Annotated in this window: 16 protein-coding genes; 10 read left to right on the top strand and 6 right to left on the bottom strand. The window is 54.7% G+C overall.

All coding sequences use genetic code 11. The features are described from left to right. Nucleotides 1-7: 7 nt before the first annotated feature. The 3 genes from ACRZ9U_RS13470 to ACRZ9U_RS13460 all read right to left on the bottom strand — a co-directional run bounded on the left by ACRZ9U_RS13470 (nt 8) and on the right by ACRZ9U_RS13460 (nt 2,960). A complete protein-coding gene (locus tag ACRZ9U_RS13470; protein ID WP_170395006.1) occupies nt 8-796 on the bottom strand; it encodes an ATP-binding cassette domain-containing protein in 789 nt (262 codons plus the stop codon). A 1-nt stretch (nt 797) separates the two neighbouring features. Beyond that, nucleotides 798-1,922 carry an ABC transporter permease gene (locus ACRZ9U_RS13465; protein WP_170408588.1) on the bottom strand — a complete coding sequence of 375 codons (1,125 nt, stop codon included), beginning with the start codon at nt 1,920-1,922 and terminating at the stop codon, nt 798-800. 87 nt (nt 1,923-2,009) lie between these two features. Further along, entirely contained in the window at nt 2,010-2,960 is a 951-nt protein-coding gene (locus ACRZ9U_RS13460) for a sugar ABC transporter substrate-binding protein (protein ID WP_170395010.1), read from the bottom strand. 187 nt (nt 2,961-3,147) lie between these two features. On the opposite strand from ACRZ9U_RS13460, the gene ACRZ9U_RS13455 reads away from it, so the two are divergent. Next, nucleotides 3,148-4,152: a LacI family DNA-binding transcriptional regulator gene (locus ACRZ9U_RS13455; RefSeq protein WP_170395012.1), complete on the top strand. Its 1,005-nt coding sequence runs from the start codon at nt 3,148-3,150 to the stop codon at nt 4,150-4,152. On the opposite strand, the gene ACRZ9U_RS13450 is transcribed toward ACRZ9U_RS13455, so the two are convergent. From ACRZ9U_RS13450 to ACRZ9U_RS13440, 3 genes are read right to left on the bottom strand one after another with little or no spacing between them, the layout of a single operon-like run. Continuing rightward, nucleotides 4,149-5,282: a Gfo/Idh/MocA family protein gene (locus tag ACRZ9U_RS13450; RefSeq protein WP_170408589.1), complete on the bottom strand. Its 1,134-nt coding sequence runs from the start codon at nt 5,280-5,282 to the stop codon at nt 4,149-4,151. The genes ACRZ9U_RS13455 and ACRZ9U_RS13450 overlap by 4 nt on opposite strands. A 13-nt stretch (nt 5,283-5,295) precedes the next feature. After that, the gene (locus ACRZ9U_RS13445) at nt 5,296-6,189 is read right to left on the bottom strand and encodes a sugar phosphate isomerase/epimerase family protein (RefSeq protein WP_170408590.1); all 894 of its coding nucleotides are present in this window, start codon (nt 6,187-6,189) and stop codon (nt 5,296-5,298) included. Nucleotides 6,190-6,208: 19 nt separating this feature from the next. After that, nucleotides 6,209-7,312, bottom strand: coding sequence for a Gfo/Idh/MocA family protein (locus ACRZ9U_RS13440; RefSeq protein ID WP_170408591.1), 1,104 nt, complete (start codon nt 7,310-7,312; stop codon nt 6,209-6,211). 129 nt (nt 7,313-7,441) lie between these two features. Here ACRZ9U_RS13440 and iolD point away from each other — a divergent pair, with 129 nt between their 5' ends. The 9 genes from iolD to ACRZ9U_RS13395 all read left to right on the top strand — a co-directional run bounded on the left by iolD (nt 7,442) and on the right by ACRZ9U_RS13395 (nt 20,947). Continuing rightward, the gene (gene iolD / locus ACRZ9U_RS13435; protein WP_170408592.1) at nt 7,442-9,310 is read left to right on the top strand and encodes a 3D-(3,5/4)-trihydroxycyclohexane-1,2-dione acylhydrolase (decyclizing); all 1,869 of its coding nucleotides are present in this window, start codon (nt 7,442-7,444) and stop codon (nt 9,308-9,310) included. Beyond that, nucleotides 9,310-10,149, top strand: coding sequence for a phytanoyl-CoA dioxygenase family protein (locus ACRZ9U_RS13430; RefSeq protein ID WP_170408593.1), 840 nt, complete (start codon nt 9,310-9,312; stop codon nt 10,147-10,149). The genes iolD and ACRZ9U_RS13430 overlap by 1 nt, the downstream gene beginning before the upstream one ends. Continuing rightward, complete coding sequence (gene iolC, locus ACRZ9U_RS13425) at nt 10,146-11,123, top strand: 5-dehydro-2-deoxygluconokinase (protein WP_170408594.1); 978 nt, start codon at nt 10,146-10,148, stop codon at nt 11,121-11,123. Before ACRZ9U_RS13430 ends, iolC begins: the two co-directional genes overlap by 4 nt. 12 nt (nt 11,124-11,135) lie before the next feature. After that, the gene (locus ACRZ9U_RS13420) at nt 11,136-11,993 is read left to right on the top strand and encodes a 5-deoxy-glucuronate isomerase (RefSeq protein ID WP_170408595.1); all 858 of its coding nucleotides are present in this window, start codon (nt 11,136-11,138) and stop codon (nt 11,991-11,993) included. Further along, entirely contained in the window at nt 11,990-12,820 is an 831-nt protein-coding gene (locus ACRZ9U_RS13415; protein WP_480902054.1) for a class II fructose-bisphosphate aldolase, read from the top strand. The genes ACRZ9U_RS13420 and ACRZ9U_RS13415 overlap by 4 nt, the downstream gene beginning before the upstream one ends. Before the next feature lies 1 nt (nt 12,821). Then, entirely contained in the window at nt 12,822-13,811 is a 990-nt protein-coding gene (gene iolG, locus ACRZ9U_RS13410; RefSeq protein WP_170395030.1) for an inositol 2-dehydrogenase, read from the top strand. Nucleotides 13,812-16,013: 2,202 nt separating this feature from the next. Next, on the top strand, nt 16,014-18,200 hold the full coding sequence (locus ACRZ9U_RS13405) for an adenylate/guanylate cyclase domain-containing protein (RefSeq protein ID WP_170408597.1): 2,187 nt from the start codon (nt 16,014-16,016) through the stop codon (nt 18,198-18,200). Between the two features lie 26 nt (nt 18,201-18,226). After that, nucleotides 18,227-19,378 carry a phosphatase PAP2 family protein gene (locus ACRZ9U_RS13400; RefSeq protein ID WP_170408598.1) on the top strand — a complete coding sequence of 384 codons (1,152 nt, stop codon included), beginning with the start codon at nt 18,227-18,229 and terminating at the stop codon, nt 19,376-19,378. A gap of 21 nt (nt 19,379-19,399) precedes the next feature. Beyond that, nucleotides 19,400-20,947 (top strand): S8 family serine peptidase, encoded by a 1,548-nt coding sequence (locus ACRZ9U_RS13395; RefSeq protein WP_170408599.1) that lies wholly within the window; start codon nt 19,400-19,402, stop codon nt 20,945-20,947. Nucleotides 20,948-21,382: the final 435 nt, after the last annotated feature.

Genomic DNA, 21,382 nt, shown 5'->3' with positions numbered 1-21,382 from the left:
AAAAGTATCAGACGGTTCCGCCCAGACTGCCTTCAAGCTCGACCATCTCCTGACCACCGGCCATCAGGTCCTGCAGCTCTTCCGGGGTGATCTGGCCACGCTGCGCCGTACCCAGCGTCTGCCCGCGATTGAGAACCGTGAACCTGTCACCAACCGCCAGTGCATGGCGGACGTTGTGAGTAATGAAGACCACCGCGATCCCCTGCTTGCGCACCTTGTCGATGGTCGCCAGAACATTGGCTGTTTGGCGCACCCCAAGGGCCGAGGTCGGTTCATCCAAAATCAGAACCTTCGCCCCGAAATGCACCGCCCGCGCGATGGCGACGGTCTGGCGTTCACCACCTGACAGCGTGCCCACCGCCTGATCAGGGCCGCGCAAGTTGATCCCCATTTTCTTCATCTCTTCCATCGTGACCTTGTTGGCATAGTCATGATCAAAAAAGTGAAGAGGTCCGACCTTCTTTACCGGCTCATTGCCCATGAAGAAATTGCGCGAGACCGACATCAGCGGGATCATGGCCAGATGCTGGTGTACGGTTGCGATCCCGGCCTCGATGGCATCACGCGGGTCGGCGAAATGCATGGGGTGGCCTTCGAACAGAATTTCTCCGTGGGTGGGCTGGTGCACGCCCGACATGGTCTTGATGAAGGTCGACTTTCCCGCACCGTTGTCGCCGAGAAGGCAGTGGCATTCACCGGGGAACACGTCCACCGAGACACCCGCCAGCGCGATCACGCTGCCGAAGTGCTTTTCGATGTTTTTCATCTGGATGATGGGTTCATGTTCGGGATTCATATCAACGCTCCCCCGTGATGATGCGGCGGATATAGGTGTTGAGGATCACAGCCCCAAGCAGGATCACCCCTAGGAAGACCCGGAACAGCGAGCTTTCGACACCGGCAAAGAACAACCCCTGTTGCACCACGCCAAAGATCAACGCGCCCAGCGCCGCGCCCAGTACCGAGCCGTATCCTCCGGTCAGAAGCGCGCCGCCGATGACCACGGCGATGATCGCCTCGAACTCTTTTAGCAGACCCCGGTCAGCACCAGCCGATCCGAACTCCATCACCTGACAGACCGCAAAGACGGTGGCGCAGAAGGCCGTGAACATAAACATCAGAATCTTGACCCGGTTCACAGGCACACCCGAGTTGCGCGCCGCCTCAGCATCCCCGCCCGAGGCGAAGATCCAGTTGCCGAACCGCGTTTTGGTCAGCAGCACGTGACCAAAGATGATCAGTGCGATCGCCCAGACAATCAGCATTGGAATACCATCCACAACTGGCTGACCGGCGCGGGTGCCACGCTCGAATACGGCGATGATCCCGGCATCCCCGAGCCATTGGAACAATCCCTGCAAAATTTTACCACCAAAGATCGGCGCCAGCCAATCGCCTTCGGCTGCGTCTTTCACACCGCCGATAATAGTTTTGCGCTCGATCACCTGCGGCAGGAAGATTGTAAAGCCGCGCAAAATGAACAGAAAGGCCAGCGTTACGATAAAGCTGGGCAAACCAGTCCGGATCACGATCCAACCGTTCAGCGCGCCGATTGCCACCGCCATTGCAAACGTGACGAGAATCGCCATCCAGACCGGCCACGCCAGCGTGACCGAAAAAATTGCGATCATCATGCCCGAAAAGCCAATCATCGACCCGACTGACAGGTCAAACTCACCGGCAATCATCAGAAGGCACGCACCTACGGCGATGATCATGAACTGCGCCGAGACAACCGACCAGTTCATCATGCCCTGTGCGTTGAACATGCCGCTATCAAAAGCGAACAAAAGAAAGAAGGTGAAGACGGCAACGGTGCCAACCATCCCGCCGAGTTCAGGCCGGATCAAGGCCTTGCGCAGCGGCGATATTTCTTTAATCCGTTCGTCGGTTACAGCCGTGTTTTGAGCAGACTCGCTCATTAGAACGCCCCTCCGAGTTAAGCAGTGATTTTGCGTCAGATAGTTGTTGGCGGGCGCCGCTTTGGCGGGGCGCCCGCGCTGTAAGAATCAGCGGTACTCGCCAGCAAATTCTTCGATCTTGGTCAGACCATCAGCAGTTACGAAGCCGGGACCCGAATTGATGTTGTTGCCCGGCAAAACGCCATAGCGGTGGTAGTTGGTCATCACAACAACCGGCAGGTAAGCCTGCAGGAAGGGCTGCTGATCAATTCCCCACTGGATCACGCCAGACTTGATGCCTTTGACAATCTCACCACCCAGATCGAAGGTGCCGAAATAGATGTCACCGGCCATACCATTTTCTTCCAGCGCCAGAATTGTCGGATCAGCCGAGGTTGGACCCAGTGTCAGAACCGCATCAGTATCCGGGTTCGCCGACAGATAGGCCAGCACGCGGTTCTTGATCTCGGCTGGGTCCTGGCCGGCGTCGATCATCTGATCCCCCAGTTCAATGCCCAAGCCGTCTGCAAAGCCCTGACAACGTTCCTGGCTTGAGGGCTGAACGATATAGTGGTTCACACAAAGGAACGAGCCGATGCCGTCACCCTTGGCGCGCTGGCCTGCAGCAAATCCGGCATCATATTCGGGCTGACCCACATACATCAGGGCACCAACTTCCCGTGCCTGATCCGGCGTACCAGTGTTCATGATGATGACATCAACGCCCGCATCAACCGCTGATTTGATCGGTCCGCTCAGCACATCATAATCCGCCAACGTGGTAATGATCCCGTTCGGACCCGAAGCAGCCGCCTGATCGATAATCCGCGCCATATCAGCAAGGTCGCCAGTGGGCGGATTGCGGTATTCGACTTCGACACCCATCTGGTCGCCTGCCAGCGCGATGCCGTTCTTGATCGTGTTCCACCAGCTGTCGCTGTCTGGCGCGTGGCTGACCAGAATGTATTTCTCACCTTCCGCCGCAGCGCCCGTGGCTGCGATCAGAGGCGTCGCAGCTACCGCCGCCGCCAGCGCCAACTTCTTCGTCAGTGAAGTCATGATGTCCTCCCAAAACTCATGTTATCGCGGATTGAGGCAGTCCTTCGCACCTCTCCGACTCGAGTTAGAGCATATCTGTCAAAATTTTGCAACCGGTTGCAAACGGTGTCAGATGTGTTTCATACTGTATCTGCCAAAGAATACAGGTAAAAGGACTGCCACTAAACGCAGGAAGGTCAGACGGATCATGGCTGTCACATTGAAAGAGGTTGCAGAACGCGCCGGCGTTTCACGTTCGGCGGTGTCGCGCACTTTCACCGATGGGGCCTCGGTATCCGACAAGATGCGCCGAAAAGTCGAGAAGGCCGCGCGTGAGCTGGGATACAGCCCAAATGCACTGGCTTCATCTCTGACCACAGGCCGAACTAAGCTGATCGGGCTGGTCTCGAACAACTTCCACAACCCGATTTTTCTTGAAGTTTTCGACCTCTTTACCCGGGGGCTGCAGGACCGAGGCCTGCGCCCGTTGCTGGTGAATCTGACCGACGAGGTTGAACCCGAAAATTCGGTACGAATGCTGCGCCAATATTCGGTCGATGGCGTTGTCGTAGCGTCGTCGACCTTGCCGCCCGGGTTCGCAAAAGCGTTTCGGGATGCTGGCGTACCAGTGGTGCACAGCTTTGGCCGGTCATCCTCTTCACCGCAGGTTCATGTGGTCGGGATCGACAATGTGGAATGCGGACGCATGGCGGCCCGCGAGCTGGTCGCGCGTGGTTATACGAAAGTAGCCTTTCTCGGCGGGCCCGAGGCGGCGACCTCGACTCAGGATCGCCATGCGGGATTCATGTCAGAGATGGCCCGGCATCCTAGCATTGATGTGACCTGCTCGTTTGCTGAGGCTTACTCATTCGATGCAGGTCGTCAGGAAATGCTACGCTTGCTGCAATCTGAGCGGGCTGATGCATATTTCTGCGGCGATGACGTGTTGTCCATCGGGGTGTTATCCGCAATTCTGGATAGTGGCCTAAAGGTGCCCGAAGACATCGGCATCATCGGCCTGAACGACATGGAAATGGCACGGTGGGAGAATATTGATCTCACCACCATCCATCAGCCGATCCGGCAAATCGTGAGTTCCTCGATCGAGCTAATGGTGGCAACCCTGAACGAACCCGACCGATATCCGGAGGCGCGGATATTCCCATGTTCGGTGGTGGAACGGGGCACATTGCGCCCCGTATCTGAGAGTTAACGAAACATCGGTGGCCGGGCATCCATCCACGCGCTGCCCTGTTTCGCCGACTCGACCGCTGTATGCACAGCCGCCATCGACCGCACGCCGTCTGCCGCATTGGGCAAGCCGTCGCGGGTTTCCCCGGCAATAGCATCTGCGAGATCGCAATAGATATTCGCAACCGCCAACGGGAACCCTTCGGGATGCGCAATCGCCACCCGGCTGAGTCGTTGCGCGTCTTCATGCAGCCCGCCTTCGCCTTTTTCTATGATCTGCAGGCGACCACCAACAGGCGTGTAGATAAGCTGGTTCGGCTGCTCCGACGCCCATCGAAGACCGCCGGTTTCTCCGAACACCTGAATGTCGAACCCGTGCTGCCGACCGATGGCGACCGAAGAGGTCCACAACCGGCCAACAGCGCCTTTTGTCGTGCGGAAGTTGACCATGGCATCATCTTCAAGTTCACGGCTGCCAATGGTTGAAGCAAAATCTGCAGACAGGGTCTCAACCTCATCATCCGCAATGAATCCGGCCATGTGCATCGCGTGGATACCGCAATCAGCGAACTGCCCGGAAACACCCGCCATCGCAGGATCATAGCGCCAGCGCACGCGTGGATTGTCAGCATCAGTGGCGTCTCCGTGATGGCCGTGACTGAAATTGGTAACGACCAGACGGATTTTGCCGATCTCACCTGCGCGCACCATCGCGCGAGCCTGACGCACCATCGGATAAGCCGAGTAACAGTAGTTTACCGCGCAAATCTTCCCTGATTTCTCGGCGACTTTGACAATCTCTTCGCCCTCTTCCACCGTCATGGTCATGGGCTTTTCGCACAGCACGTTGAACCCGGCCTCAAGGTACGCTTTGGTGATCTCGAAATGCGTCGCATTTGGAGTGGCTACAGTGACCAGATCAATCCGATCCTCGCGCCCGCGCTCACCTTCCAGCATCTCGGTCCAGTCGCCGTAGGCTCGGTCTGCCGCGATACCCAATCGTTGGGCGTATTCGCGACCAATGTCAGGCCTGTGATCCAGCGCTCCGGCGGTGAATTGGAAATGCCCGTCCGCCAGCGCCCCCAACCGGTGCGCCGGTCCGATCTGGCTACCTTCGCCGCCTCCGATCATGCCCCATTTCAGCTTGGTCATGGTCTGGACCTCCTTAACTGAAACCAATTGATTCAAGGTATTCACGATTCTTCCGCGCGTCCCCTACAGGATCAGGGTCGAGCGTTGGGTCGCAATCCTGCTCGACCGTGCACCATCCTGTGAAACCAGCGTCCAGCAGCACCTGGCGAACGGTCGGAAAGTCCACGTCGCCGTCGCCCAGATTGCAGAAAATCCCCTGCCCGCAAGCATCATAGAAGCCCGTCCGATTGGCAATTACATCCGCTTTCACTGTCGGAGAGATATCCTTGAAGTGCATGTACGAGATCCGATCAACGTAGCGCTTCATGAAGCCGACCGGATCGAACCCGGCATAAGAGTGATGCCCCGTATCGAAGCAAATTTTCAAAAGGCTTTCATCGACCTCGTCCAGCAAACGGATAAGTTCAGGTTCAAAGTCCATGAAGCCCGCAGCATGAGCGTGCATCCCAACGGTCAGCCCGTATTCCTCGGACCCGATCCGCGCGCTTTCAGAAAGGCGATCCCGGAACGCCGTCCACTCGGCCTTGTCCATCTGCTCAGCCTCATCGGCGCGACCAGCGGTTGGCGCGCGGCGGGGTGAGATCGCATCGATCAGCACCATATGCTGCGCCCCATGCGCTTTCAATGCGCGAGCGGTGCGGTGGGTGGCGTCCAGCACGTCTTCCCACGCGTCGGGGTCGTGATAGTTGCGGAACACAACGCCGCCGATCAGTTCAAGATCATGCTCGGCCAGCGCATCGGCCAGCACCGCAGGGTCTTCGGGCATGAAACCCACCGGGCCGAGTTCGATACCCTTATACCCGGCCACAGCGCATTCGCTGAGAACTGTTTTCCAATGCGGATTGCGCGGGTCCTGCGCAAATTCCACGCCCCAGGAACAGGGCGCATTGCCAATTCTGATGCTCATCTTGTCTTGTCTCCGATGCTCAGAAATCTTCGATATTTTTCCAGCTTTCATCCGCTGACGATGCCAATGCCGCAGCGACGACCCGGTTGACCTCATGCCCGTCGTGGAAGGTCGGCCAAACCGGTTTACCTGTCTCGATTGCACGCAAAAAATCGCGTGCTTCGATGATTATCTGGTCCTGATAGCCCGTGCCATGGCCAGGGCCCTGACAGAACGGCTCATAGTCCGGGTGTGCGGGGCCGGTCAGGATCTTACGAAAGCCACGCTCAGCTTCGGGACCCTCCATACGGTAGAGCCACAAAACGTTCTGGTCTTCCTGATCAAAGCGGATCGCACCCTTGGTGCCACTGATCTCATAGGCATAGCCCATCTTGCGCCCCGTCGCGATTCGACTGATATAGATCGATCCCATTGCTCCGTTCGCGAACCGCACCATCATCTGAGCGTGGTCGTCATTGTCAACTTCGCCACCCGGGCGGCTATTGTGCACGGTTTCGACCTCGGCCATCACGCGTGAAATCGGGCCGATCAAAGCCAGTGCGGCATTGATCATATGAGGCGCAAGATCACCCATCGTTCCGTTCGACATTCCTGTTGTACGCCAGGTTGCCGGGGCTTGAGGGTGCGCGTAGAAATCTTCGGTATGCTCACCCCGAAACCATGTGATGTCGCCGATCTCTCCTTCGGCTATCAGAGCGCGAGCGTATTGGCTGGCCGGGGTGCGGATATAGTTGAAACCAACCATGTTGGCCAAGCCCGAGGCCTCGGCCGCTGCTAACATCGCCGCACCATCCTCCAGCGACGCGCCCAAAGGCTTTTCACACAGCACAGGTTTGCCCAGCGCAAACGCTGCCTGAGTGATCTCGCGATGTGTTTCCGGAGGCGTGGCGATCACAACGGCCTCTACCTTCGGGTCGTTCACCAACACACGCCAGTCATTCGTCGAGCGCGCGAATCCATAGGCCTGACGATACCGCTCAGCGCTTTCCGGTGACGAGGCGCACACCATCTCTAACCGTGGTCGCAAGGCCGTGTTGAACACCGCCCCAACCGAGGACATGGCGACCGCATGGGCCTTGCCCATATATCCGCCGCCTAGAATGCCAATGCCGATCTCTGCCATTCCGACGTCCTCCCTCGCTTTTTCTTGAAAACCATTTGCAACCGGTTGCAAAACTTGTATCGTGAGAATAGGACTCTCGCAAGCTGCATTCGGCACTGCATCATAATTTTCCTAAAGGAGCCCGCAGACATGTCCGCGCAACACGACACTGTTTACCTGACAACGGCGCAGGCGATCATTCGCTGGCTGTCGAACCAGTTCATCGAGATCGATGGTCAGGAATATCGCCTATGTGGCGGGGGCTTCGGGATTTTTGGTCATGGCAATGTGACCTGCCTGGGCGAGGCACTGAATACTGTCCGGGATGAGCTGCCGTTGTATCGCGGACAGAATGAACAGAGCATGGGATTCGCCGCCGCAGGCTATGCCAAGCAGTGGCTGCGTCAGCGATTCATGTTCTGCACCGCTAGCGCAGGCCCCGGCACTGCGAATCTGTTGACTGCTGCTGGACTGGCCCATGCGAACCGGCTGCCAATGCTGATGTTGTGCGGGGACACGTTCATCACCCGCTTACCGGATCCGGTTCTGCAGCAGATGGAGAACTACTATGACCCGACGTTTGGTGTGAATGACGCCTTCAAACCGGTCAGCCGCTATTGGGATCGCATCACGCATCCGGCACAGGTCATTCAATCTCTGCCCGCCGCTATAGCGACAATGCTGGACCCGGGCGATTGCGGGCCGGCGTTCCTCGGGTTGCCACAGGATGTGCAGGGTTGGACCTATGATTACCCGGTGAAGTTCTTTGAGAAAAAAGTGCATCGCATTCGTCGCCAATCTCCCGATGCGGATGAAATCGCCGATGCCGCTACCGCGTTGGCAAGCGCGAAACGCCCGATGATCATCGCGGGTGGGGGCGTGCAGTATTCCAAAGCCGTGACCGAGCTGACCGAATTCGCCGAAAAGCTTCAGATCCCGGTCGTCGAAACCATCGCGGGCCGCGCCAATATGCTGGCGACCCACCCGCTGAACATTGGCCCGATCGGCGTCACTGGATCGGACAGTGCCAACGCAATTGCGGAGCAAGCCGATGTGATCATCGCTGTTGGCACGCGGCTGCAGGATTTTACCACCGGATCGTGGACCGCCTTTGCCAAAGACGCTCAGTTCATCTCGATCAATGCTGCGCGGCATGATGCGGGTAAGCACATGTCCTTACCAGTTGTTGGGGATGCCAAGCTTTCAATTCAGGCTCTAACACAGGCAATTGACTACACGGCTGCATCCGATTGGGTTTCACTTGCGCAAGACGAGCGCCGCAATTGGGATGCTTACGTGGCTGAGAATGTGTCTTACGGGAACCGTCCAAATTCCTATGCTCAGGCCATCGGCGTTGTGAACGAACTCTGTGACTCGCGTGACCGCGTGGTCGCCGCTGCCGGAGGTCTGCCCGCTGAAGTCACCGCCAACTGGCGCACGCTGGATATTGGCACCGTTGATGTTGAGTTCGGATTCTCCTGCATGGGCTATGAGATCGCAGGCGCTTGGGGGGCGCGCATTGCCCAATCTGAGCGTGAGCCGGATAAGGACACGATTACGTTTTGCGGTGATGGCTCATATCTGATGCTGAACTCGGACATCTATTCCTCGGTTCTGAGCCGCAAAAAGATGATTGTTCTGGTGCTGGACAATGGCGGTTTTGCAGTCATCAACAAGCTGCAGAACAACACAGGCAACGAAAGCTTCAACAACCTGCTGGAAGACTGCCCCACCATCCCCGAAGCCTTTGGCGTTGATTTCGCGGCCCACGCGGCCTCGATGGGGGCCACCAGCGAAAAGGTCGCGAACCCGGCAGAACTGGCCGAAGCGTTCAAGCGCGCCAAGGCCAGCGACAAGACTTATGTGATTGTGATGGACGTGGACGCCTATGAAGGCTGGACCACTGAAGGCCATGCATGGTGGGAGGTTGGAACACCCCACACTTCGGCTGACGAGAGGGTTCGTGATGCTCATGTCGAATGGGAATCGACCCGCGAAAAACAACGCAAGGGCATCTGATGAAACGGTTCAAGGCAGAAACGGCTGACCCAGACGTCATTGTGGATGAATTGCTGAACGGTGATGGAGTCGTCGCAATCTCGGGCCTTTTCACCCCTGAAGAGATCGCCGAGGCACGTGCCATCGTCATGGCCGAATCCGAAACAGCGGCCGAGAAAGTGACCCATTTCCAAGGCGCTGCGGAAGAGGATGGCAAACTGAACCTGCAGCGGCGGGTCTGGAATCTGTTGGCTAAGGGCGACGTGTTTTCACGCATGGCTGCGCATCCGGTTCTGATGAAGATCCTCCGCAAGTTTCTGGGGACCGAGTTCATCATGGGCTCGATCGCTGCTAATCGCATCCTGCCGGGCGGGCCGGGGCAGGAGCCGCATGTCGACTATCCCTATTGGGACTTTCACAGCCCCGAAACGCATCCCGTCGGTCTGAATGGATCATTTCCGATGAATGCACAGGTCTCGGTTTTGCTGGACCCGTTCACCAAGGAAAGCGGCGCGACCGGCTATGTACCCGGATCGCAGAAAGAGCTGCGTTATCCCACGCCCGAAGACAAGTTCTATGACAAATGCGAGCAGATGACCGGTGAGCCTGGTGATGTTGCTCTGTTCTATGGCGTAACGTGGCATTGCGCGATGCCGAACAAAGCGGATCACGACCGCAGCGCGATCCTGATCCAGTATCTGCCCAAATGGGTTAAACCGATGGAAGATATGCCCGCTGCGCTACCGCAGGATTTCCTTGCTCAGGTAAGTCCCGATCTGCGGCAGTTGCTGGGCCTGAATTATCCCTACCCCGAGGTGCTGGATGCCGCGCGGGCAGGCAATACCGAGGGGCGCACGTGACTCTGATTGAAGGTATAAAAGGTAACCGCTTTGCCGTGTTCGGCAGGGCCGGAATGGACATGTTTGCGGATCCGGTCGGAACCAAAAGCGAAGACGCACAGTTGTTTCGCGCCGATCTGGGCGGATCAAGCGCCAATATCTGCGCCGGACTGGTGAAGCTGGGATCGCAAGCGGCGCTGGTCACCTCGGTCTCGGATGATGCCGTGGGGCGGTTCTGTGTGAACCGGCTGCGGGACTATGGCGTTGAAACGAGATATGTCCGAGCTGTGGGTGGCGAGGCGCGTACGTCCTTGGCTGTCTACGAAAGTTGCATTGAAGACTTTCAGAATGTCATCTACCGCAACGGCGCCGCTGATTTCCAGGTAACCGAGGCGGATATGGATGAGGTCGACTACAGCGCCTTCTCAGCCCTGATCACGGCGGGCACGGTGTTTGCTGCGGAACCCTCACGCGCGGCCACCTTCCGCGCATTTGAAAATGCGCGCGCCTCAGGTCTGCCGGTGATCTTCGACATCGATTACCGCCCCTATAGTTGGCCATCACCCGAAGTCGCCTCAGAGGTTCTGACCCGCGCAGGGAATGAAAGCGATCTGATCGTAGGCAATGATGAAGAGTTCGGCTTTATGGCGGGCGGCATCGAAAAAGGTTTAGACAAGGCCCGCGAATTGGCGGCCAACGGCAAGATGGTGATCTACAAGATGGGCCATGAGGGGGCCATTACGCTGGCAGACGGGCAAGAGGTCCGCACCGGCATCTACCCGGTTACCGCCGTGAAGCCCAACGGCGCAGGCGACAGCTTCCTGGCCGGACTGCTGGCCTCGATCGCTGCGGGGCATGACCTGCGCGATGCGGTGCTGCGCGGTTCGGCCTGCGCGTCGATCGTCGTGTCGAAACCCGGCTGCGCCGGGGCCATGCCGACGACGCCCGAACTTGACGAATTTCTGGCCCAACACCCGGGCTCCACGGATACCTGAAAGGAGACGCAGATGCATATTGCGCCCCATGACAACCAGAACAAACCTATCGTCGATGCCGACCATGATCTGGTGCCGCTAAACTATTTCAACATCGTCAAACTGAAAAAGGGCGAGGTGTTCGAATATGCCGTACCGGGCTATGAGACCTGCATCGTGCCCGCCACCGGTACCGTGGATGTCGATGTGGACGGCGCGATCTATACCAACCTTGGCAACCGCGCCATCGACGTCTGGGATGGCGAGCCCGAGGGCGTATACGTTCCCGTCGGCGCCAAGGTTCGAATAACCTGCATGACGGATGAAACCGAAACCTTCATCGCGGGCGCAAAATTCGACCGTGTGCTTGAACCCTTTGATGTCCGCGTACCCGAACTGGATCTGGTGCAGTATGGATCGGACGACACCAAAACCCATCGAAAAATCAAACACATTCTGGGCGCGAACCATCACGACAAGGTCGGCCGCTTGCTGGTGTCTGAACTTTATACCGTGGGTCAGGGCGGCTGGTCCGGCTTTCCCAGCCACAAACATGACACCGACCGCAAAAGCGACGATGGCGAAATGATCGAAACCCGCCATGACGAAACCTATAATTTCCGCTTCCGGCCCAACTATGGTTCTGGCGTCCAGATGCTGCAGCGCGAAGACAACAAGCCGGGTGATGCCTATCACATCATGGATGGCTCGACGATCCTGCTGGACAAGGGCTATCACCCCTGCGCAGTTTTGCCGGGGTATGAAATGTACTATTTCACCATCCTCGGCGGGCTCAGTCAGCGCTCGCTGAAGCAGTATTTCCAACCGACCCATGCAGCCCAGCTGCATACGATCCCGGGCATTATGGACATGGTGGCCAAGTTCAAATGAGCCTTGTGACATTATCGGACGTGCTGCAACCCGCGCTGCGCGACGGCTATGCCGTGGCCGGGTTGGTGACGCTGGGCTGGGAGGATATGCGTGCCTACGTGGCCGCTGCCGAAGCCGAAGGCGTACCGATCATCCTGCAAGCCGGCCCATCATGCCGCGAACACACGCCGCTGCCGGTTCTGGGCAAGATGTTCCGCCATCTGGCCGAAGGGGCCAGTGTGCCTGTCGTGGCCCATCTGGACCATGGCTACACCCATGACGAATGCCACATCGCCATCGACAGCGGCTTCACCTCGGTCATGTTTGACGGATCGCGCAAGCCTTTGGAACAGAATATCGCCGAGACCGCTGCAATTGCCGAGATGGCCCATGCCGCTGGTGTCTCCTGCGAGGGGGAAATCGGTTTTGTCGGCTATTCGGACGGTGAAGGTTCGGACGGAACCGACCCGGAGGAAGCCGCGCAATTCGCCCGAGAGACCGGCGTGGATGCAATGGCGATCTCGGTCGGCAACGTCCATTTGCAACAGAACAAAGAGGGCGGTCTGGACGAGGCCCGTATCCGCGCCATCGAAGCCGTGACCGATATACCTCTGGTAATCCATGGCGGCTCGGGCGTGCCGGTTGCGCAACGTGCTGCGCTGGCGCGCGGATCGAAAATCTGCAAATTTAACATCGGGACCGAGCTGCGAATGGCCTTTGGGAATGCCCTGCGAACGGCCGTGAATGCCGATCCGGACAGGTTCGACCGCGTTCAAATACTGAAAGATACACATGAACCGGTGGTCGAGGCGACGCGCCGAGTACTGAAAGCGTTCAAAGGGGCATGACATGCTGAATATCGGGCTATTGGGATGCGGGCGGATCGGTCAGGTTCATGCGCGCTCGATCGGGCAGATTGATGGCGCACGGGTGAGCGCAGTGGCGGACGCATTCACAGAACCGGCTCAGATGCTGGCCGACAAAACTGGCGCACAGATCCTGTCGGCGGACGAACTGATCGAAAGCAAAGATGTCGATGCTGTCGTCATCGGTACTCCGACCGACACCCATTACGATCTGATCCATAAAGCGGCGAATGCCGGCAAAGCGATCTTCTGCGAAAAGCCGGTGGACATGTCCGCTGACCGCATCCGCGACTGCATCAAGGTGGTCGAAGCCACCGGCGTGCCCTTCATGACGGCCTTCAACCGCCGCTTTGATCCGAGCTTTGCCAATATTCAATCCCGCATCGCCGAAGGTGAGATCGGCGCGGTCGAAATTGTCACCATTCTGTCCCGCGACCCCTCGCCGCCACCGATCAGCTATATCGAAAGCTCGGGTGGGTTGTTCCGCGATATGATGATCCATGACTTGGATATGGCACGTTTCTTGCTGGGCGAAGAACCTATCAGCGTTTACGCTGTTGGATCATCGCTCGTCGATCCCGAGATCGGCAAAGCCGGAGACGTCGACACCGCAGCCGTAACCCTGACGACAGCCAGTGGCAAGATTTGCCAGATCTCCAACTCGCGCCGCGCCAGCTATGGCTATGATCAGCGCATCGAGGTGCATGGCGAGAAGGGCATGTTGCGGGCCGAAAACATGTTGGAGAATGCGGTTGAGGTCGCGACTCCGTCGGGTTTCCGCAAAGCCCCCGCCCGGCATTTCTTTCTTGAACGCTACGAAGGCGCCTATCAAGCCGAGATGGCCCATTTCACTGACGCTGTGTCCGGATCAGGACAACTTGCACCAGGTATCATCGATGGGCTGCGGGCTCAGTTGCTGGCCGATGCGGCGGATGCGTCCTTGAAGCAGGGCACCGTTATCAACCTCGATTGAGGTTTTTGGGAAATCATCGAGGTTCAAGGTACGACGCGCCAAACTCGTACCCCCTCAAGAAATCATCAGACATCTTCTAGGCGCGCCGTATCGTTTTGGTATCTGGGCGAGATGTCCGGAATGTGTCTGAAAGATTAATTTTCCCAACTACGGGGAACCCCCAATATACGGGCCTAAAAGCATCGCATAACCTGAGTTCAACGGACCACTTTCACTGATCCGTGTATCCCCTTCAGAGGGGTTGGCTCGACCCCCTCGCCAACCCCTCTGCTAGGTGGAATGTGAGGCGACGCTTTCAATCTAATACCGCCACCGCGAGATTTGGACGAAGCGGGCTTGTTTTCGGGCCTTAGACCTGTTCACTTTGGGTGACGACGGCGTCAACGATGAACGAAAAAGAAGTGCATGGTGTTTCTTTAATTTTTTAGTTTCAATGTCTTACTACAAAACCACCGACACCCCGAGAGAACAGTTGTCACGAGCGCGACAACATGCGCTTAAAGGCCCTACAACTTTGCGGTGCTACATTAGATCGCTGAAACAAGCGCATTCACGGCTCCGGCAAAACCAGCCACTGCCACAACACTTGCCAAAATGACGCAAAGGATTTCCAACGCACTGAGTTTCATATCGGCCCCCACCGGAATGCTGCACCCGGCATAGAGCAAGTCTTGAAAGGCGAAAAGTGAGCTTATGTTTACATCGCGGAAACTTGCTATCTAGGCAGCGCTTACTTGCTCAGATACCGCTCTCAGGACGTTAGTTGGGGTCGTTCTGATGGCATTTCTATCTTGACCTGTTGCACCTCTGCATCGCCGATTGCACATCATTCGGCGCGCAACGATCAATGGAAAGATACCTGAAACTGCGCCCATAGAATCTAATGGCGCTGTCGAGGTACACCATAACTACACCCAGATGCGCGATACAAAAGGTTTGAACGCGCATTGTATCAACGCCACCGAAAATGCGCTTCATTCATTGGACGATCAGAAGACTGCTCGTGGGGCGGCATATCGAACTAGGTAACCCCCTCAAATCCAGTTGGAAAAACTAGAAAGTGCTAAAAATAAAGACATGCCGCCCACTGTGGCAGGATGGCATTATGGCAAAAATGTGTCCACGGCTAAATTCGAAACTCTTAGTTCGTGAATTGGAAACAAGATGTTTCGGAAAGATTCTCGGGACCACTGAGAACCCTGCACTTCGAAGGTGCTCAGTGATGAGAGTTTGAATTCGAAAGATAACACTGTGACGTCACTCTCTCCACCTATGAAGAAGGCTCGATAAGCGGACCATCGCTGCTTGGTGTCCTTCTCAGCAGAAACTACGATACCTCTCATTGGATGAGGGATAGCCTCATCAAGCTTCAACCGAACAGCACGGCCAACACTGGATGGGCACTTCCCGAGCTACTGAACTGACACTTTAAACTGGAATGCATCTTGCTTCCCCATCTGTGCCCATCGCGCATCCTTCGTTCCAGAGAACGGGTCAAGTCATCAAACCTTGGGAGCAAAATTTGCTCTAAACAAAAACGGGGGAGTTCTAGGTTAGTTCAATATACTTCAACTGATAAGCATCCATTTTGACGAAATAAAGTACAATGCTTCAATTGGTAGAAATCCAAAGAACTAATTCAATTGTAACACGACCCTTGGGTTTTTCCGTTGTGTTGTCATAGAGAAAGATGAATTAGCAGCGCTTGAAGTCTTGGTACGTGTTGATGCAATAATTGAAGCCAATGACAAGATGTCAAGAAACGCCTTTTGTCGATATTCAAGTGGCATTCGCTCTTTGACCTCTTAATGTGCATCCTTATCTCGCGCTGCGACGGTGCGTTTCTTTCTTATTCACCGGAATCAAGCACTTATGAAGTAATGCGGAAGCTTTCCCTCTTTAACATCTACCAATGACCGGAAAGTATCAGTTCATATCACCCACCACTAAATTTATTTATTTATATCTGGCACTTAACAAATACCTGCGTTCGCAATTGCAAATGTCGAGCGCGTTTAATGTCGACGAGTTACTGAGATTAGTGTACTACTGACCCTAACTGTGGGGTTATTTTTATTTAAAACAATCGATCAGGGTGTCGAATTTTAGGCATTAGAAACGTTTAATATATTTACTTTGAGGTCAAGATATGGGGTAGACCAGACAAAGTTTTCCAAGACTAAAACACCCGAAGCCCGCCTAATGGCCATCGTGTTCATTGATGCATGTGGGTACTCGTTAGCGGTTCGCGAAACTGAAATGCGAACCCTATCCACTATTCGCGCGGATCTGAATTTAGCCAGTGAAGTAGTGGTCGCACTTGGAGGTGAAGTCACGGGTATTGCTGGTGATGGTTTTTGCGCGACATTTAGAAGTGTTTCAGTCGCGGTAGAAGCCTCGTTGAGGGTACAGGAAACTCTTTCCGAACAAGTCGAAAACTATGATCGCGGATTCAGGATCGGTGTACATGTTGGTGATACATTTGAAATAGACCGCCAAATCATAGGGAATACCGTAAACACCGCGGCCCGTATCGAAAGTGCTGGATCGGCCGGTGATGTCCTGGTCTCCAGTGCGGTCCGAAATTCGCTTCGGGGTGGAAACGACTTTCGGTTTGTCTCCATCGGCTACCCAACACTAAAAAATCTGGGAAACTCTCTCGAGTTATTCAAGGTGATCAGAGTTTCGGACCAAGGGTCGCTGACAAAGGCCCGTCTCGAATTGATTGGGTATCCGAAGTATTGGGGCTCCCAAAACACTTTGCTGGACCTAAGCAACGAGCAGACAATGCTTCTCTCGCTCTTAGCTTGCTCTCAAGGTGTTTTTTCAGCGCATCGGGCTGGCGAAATTATTTGGGAGGACCAGTCTACTTCTGAAAGGTCTGCTTTATTGGAGCGGCTCGTTGACGCCACCAATGAACACACGGGTTTGGCAACCCTAATCAGTGTAGTTCGCGACAAAGATCTCATTTGCCTCAATCAACAAGAATTGGAAATAGACGTAACGGAGCCAGCAGCAGAACTATCGAATAATAGGCTGTTGGAGGGTTTCAATTGCCGCAATGCTGCTTTCATGGATTGGCTCCAGCATCAACGGTCTGCGGTTCGATGCATCAACCAAGATGGTGCTAATCTAGTAAGCAAAACCGATCTCACAACTCAGCCAACGCCTAATGCGTCATGGGTAGAAACTACGAGAACAAATTTCGTAATTGGCCTTCTAGCCTCAGATGTGGGAGCGGGATCGGAAAAAGCCTCTTTCGTAGCAAATATCGTCGCAGAGCAGCTATCAAAATCTCTTTCGGAAACCGAGGCCCTGATTGTTCAGGACTATCGCACCCCGAACGTGCCCGGGCCATACAACTCCAGCCCCAGCCACGGTGTTGGTCCCGACTTGTTTCTTCAGTGCAGAGCGTCAGCCTGCGAAAGCATGCTTCAAGTTTCTGTCACTGCAATGCGCCCCGAGGACCGGAAAGTTATTTGGAATCAGAATGTGGTGGCTGATCAGGGCGACTTTCTTGGGCTCTCAACCTCCAGCGTTGCAGCTTTTGTAAGCTACGCTACCGATGCGCTCCTCACGGCATTGGTGAATGGGCGTCATATGCGAGACCCCGCTGCCCATCATGCTGCAAAGACGGCGATCTCAGCAGTCCATCACTTGCTAACAATGTCTGGACCCGGTTTGGACCATTTGCAGGCAGACATATTGGCGGCCTACGAAATCGACCCCAAACCTGTTTACTTGGCCTGGCTAGCATATTTTACGACGTTCCAAATCGGCGAACGTTACGGAACGTGGGACATTGAGCTTGAAGAAAGAGCACGAGAGCTAGCGAGGCGAGCAGTCGAAGCTGACGCAGATAACGGGACCGTTTTAGGGCTTGTCGCTCACGTCTATTCCTACGTGTTCCGCGAGTTTTCGATTGCTCAGGACCTTTCTGACAGAGCCCTGGAGCTGAGCCCATATCGTGCAATGTGTTGGGATTCTGCTGCGATGCTCTACTGCTATACCGATCGTCCGAGGCTTGCAGTGGAGGCGGCGAACAAAGCTAGGGTTATCGGACGGCACAGCCCTTATCGTCATCTATTCGACGGCGCAAGCTGCGTAGCATCGTTGGTAAATGGCGACTTCGAACAGGCCGTCAAATTTGGCGAAAACGTGATGGCGGTACAACCACAGTTTAAAGCAGTTATGCGCTATCTGGCGGCATCTTACGGTCACTTGGGCGATCACACCAAAGGTGAGAAAGCGTTACATCGACTTGTCGAATTGGAGCCAGACATGTCTCTCACAAGTATTCGAGAAGACTGGTTTCCGGTTCCAACCCGCTTCAGCGCAAAACTTATGGAGGATGGTCTGAGCCGTATCGGGCTGCCAAAACAAATTTAGTATTTCGATCAAGGGAGGGGGATTCATTGAATTACGTTAGTTTTCTCAACAACTTCGGTATGCTCGTTCGGCGTGGGGAATTGATTTCGTGTAAAGTTTTAAAGCTGGCGAACTTGGGCGCAGCGAACAATCCTGAGCGAAATAGGGATGAACTTGTATCGCTAATCTATGACGAACAGCAGCAAACATTCTGGGCGTACATCAATGCGATTCGTGAGATCAAGGACGACATAATTGATGATCCAACACTTGAAAAATTGAATTTGTTTTTTGATGAGATGACTCTGGTAGATCGTCTTCAGCGGAACGAACAAGTAGCTAATTCGGTTGCCACAGAAATTGGAAGCCGGTCTGCACTCGGAGCCGCTGTAATTGCGATGGGTCAGTCTTCATCCTTTGCCCTGAACCGCAACAGAAATAGAAACCGCAATAGAAACAGGAATCGAAATAGAAACAGAAATAGGAATCGAAATAGAAACAGAAACCGCACTGAGTTCGATTTCGGTGGGAGCGATGCCTCATTTGGTTGGCGCGAAATGCGTGATCTCTGTAAAATTGGCATTCCTATTGATACAAGTATTCTCGGGAAAATCTGGGAGAATATTGATCTTCTACCACCTCCAGGACCCGATGAAAGCCTGAACGAAACCACTCATCTGCTGGAGCTTCAGGAGCAACTGAAACAGCCAGATCAAGTGCGCCGTCGCGACGAAATTGTTGCACAAGCGCAGTTCGGAATTGACGATTACCTGACCCCTTTAGGGATTGACGAGCAGGGCGGATTTGATGCGACGAAGGCCTTGATGGTCATCCTGCTGGAAATCACCAACGAGATCGGCCTTACTTACAAGAATAGGTTCAGCCGACCTCGACCAAACATCGTGCAGCCGCTTATCCGTCCTTACATCCCCGTACCGTATCACGCTGCATATCCATCCAACCATTCTTATCAATCATTCGCGATTGCAGAGCTGTTCTCTCGGCTGGTTCCAGAGCATCCGGGAACGATAGCGCTTTTCCATCGTGCCCAGCGTATTGCCGAGAACCGAGAATGGGCAGGTCTACACTACCCAAGTGATACAGCTGCAGGACGAAGTCTCGCAAAGAAAACAGTGGTTTATCTAACAGAAGCTCTCGATGAACTGATGGATGAAGCCCAAGACGAATGGCTGGGATAGCTACAAAGGGGAGGTGAGCCAATGCCTGTTGGCGATGAGTTATATAAACGTTACTACTATCTTTGGCATCTGGTGGCGATCAATGCGATTTCCGTACCAACTGGCACCTTATCTGGTGAGGTTTGCCCGACGATAACTGGTGTCGAATGGGATTTTGCAGGACGGGATGTAAAAATTGGCCTCATTGATATGGGGGTGGCCCGGCATCATCCAAACTTAGAAGCGCCAGAGGCCCCCCTTCCCCCTCCAGATCAAGTTATTTGGAATGACGCAATTGATCTAGCGAGCCACCCGTATGGAGCAAAGTACGAGGAGTTATCGGCATATCCTGCAGCAAACAGACACCGCGAGCTACCAGAACAACATTTGACCGGAATCAGCGCTTTGGTCATACCTGGTCTCGACCCCGAAGAAACCGAGATAATTAACAGAATTAGTAACGGTTTTGGCGTCAAGCGTTACGTCGATGCCTATGATGATCGGTATGCCGCTCACGGGACTGGATGTGCCGGCCTGACGAGCGGTACCAGTTATGAATTGGATCAGTTCGGCAATGCGGGTAATATTGCCCCTTACTTTGGCGTAGACCCGCTAAGCAAAGTAGTTCCTATCACAACTTCAATATCTCCTAGCCCTGAAGAACTGATAGCGGCCTTTCTTTATGCAGAAGCGAAAGGTGTGGATGTCATTCTATTTCCGCGCGATGCCGCTGACCCTTCGTATTGGCCCGGCTATCCAACCTCTTTTGACGATGATGAAGAGACCCGCCTTCACAAAAGCAAGGCGGGAGAAGTTCATGAAGATATTTTGGATATCCAAAAATCCTGGGCTCTACTTGAGAAAGTCATAGAATGGGTAAGCAAGCAGACGCCTGTTGTATGCGCCGCAGGTAATGAGGGCAGGAGTGAACTGATTTACCCGGCTAGTTTGTCATCCAATCCCGCAAACGGTGTCATTTCAGTAGGCGCCGTCAATTACAACGGCTACCGATCGGGTTATTCCAACTACTCGGGTGATCTGACCGTAGTCGCACCTTCAGATGACGGAGAAGTATATAACCGATACCAAATCCGATTGGACCGTCGCGCTGCTTCAGCAGGCGACTTCTGGGTAGAGAACGTGCACAAAAAGCGCGAACCACCTTATGATGATATCCCTGAAATTTTATTTGCCTCACAACGGTTGCTTTCCTTGGATGTTCCAGGACCGCGGGGCTACGTGGAAGGAACATTCGCTGGCCCCGTGAAGAAACGAGAAAGTGCGCGCGACGATCCTTCGGGATTATATGCTGAATTTGGGGGCACATCGGGTGCTGCTGCCTTGGTCGCCGGAGCAATCGCGATGATGCAGCGCAAGTCGACTTCAAAGGTGTCAGGTGTTGACGTCAAGAACATTTTCGAAGGTTTTTCGGCTGATACCAATAAACTAAATCTAGACCACTGGTATTGGTTAGATGCAGGGTCATCTTTGCAGCCAGATGCCATGAACTCATATACCGCACCGAGCACTGATGAGCTTTTTGGGCAGGCAGGACTATTGGACGTCGCAAAACTACTTTTACAGGTTTGAACAAACTAGGACGTGTGATTGGTTGATACCGCTCCTTTCAAGGCATTTTGCCGCAAAGGAGATTGAATATGGGAATGAAGCGCACGGATTGATTCGTCTCTGCTGCGAGACGGATCAAGCTGATCATAGGGCTTTCACGCCAACAGACTGCGTTTGAACTCGGCATTGGCCTTAAGCGATCGGAACGCTTGGTGAAGAATACCAATATCGCGCCATTAATGGGTTGGGATCAGAAGCACGTAGAGCGATAGATTCAGGGTCATCCCTATTCTCCCATTCTTCCTCACGCGTCGATTTAAGGGCGTGGCGCTATAAAGTGCTTGATCGTTAAGCAATTGATCGGGGTGATCAATTGTAGTCTGCGCGGGCTGCTCTGGGATTTTCTAAAGTTGGTTGCGGGAGCAGGATTTGAACCTGCGACCTTCAGGTTATGAG

This window comes from Ruegeria sp. D7 (assembly GCF_056534355.1).
Note: the sequence above shows the minus strand (reverse complement) of the source record. Positions and strands in the feature narration are given on the sequence as shown.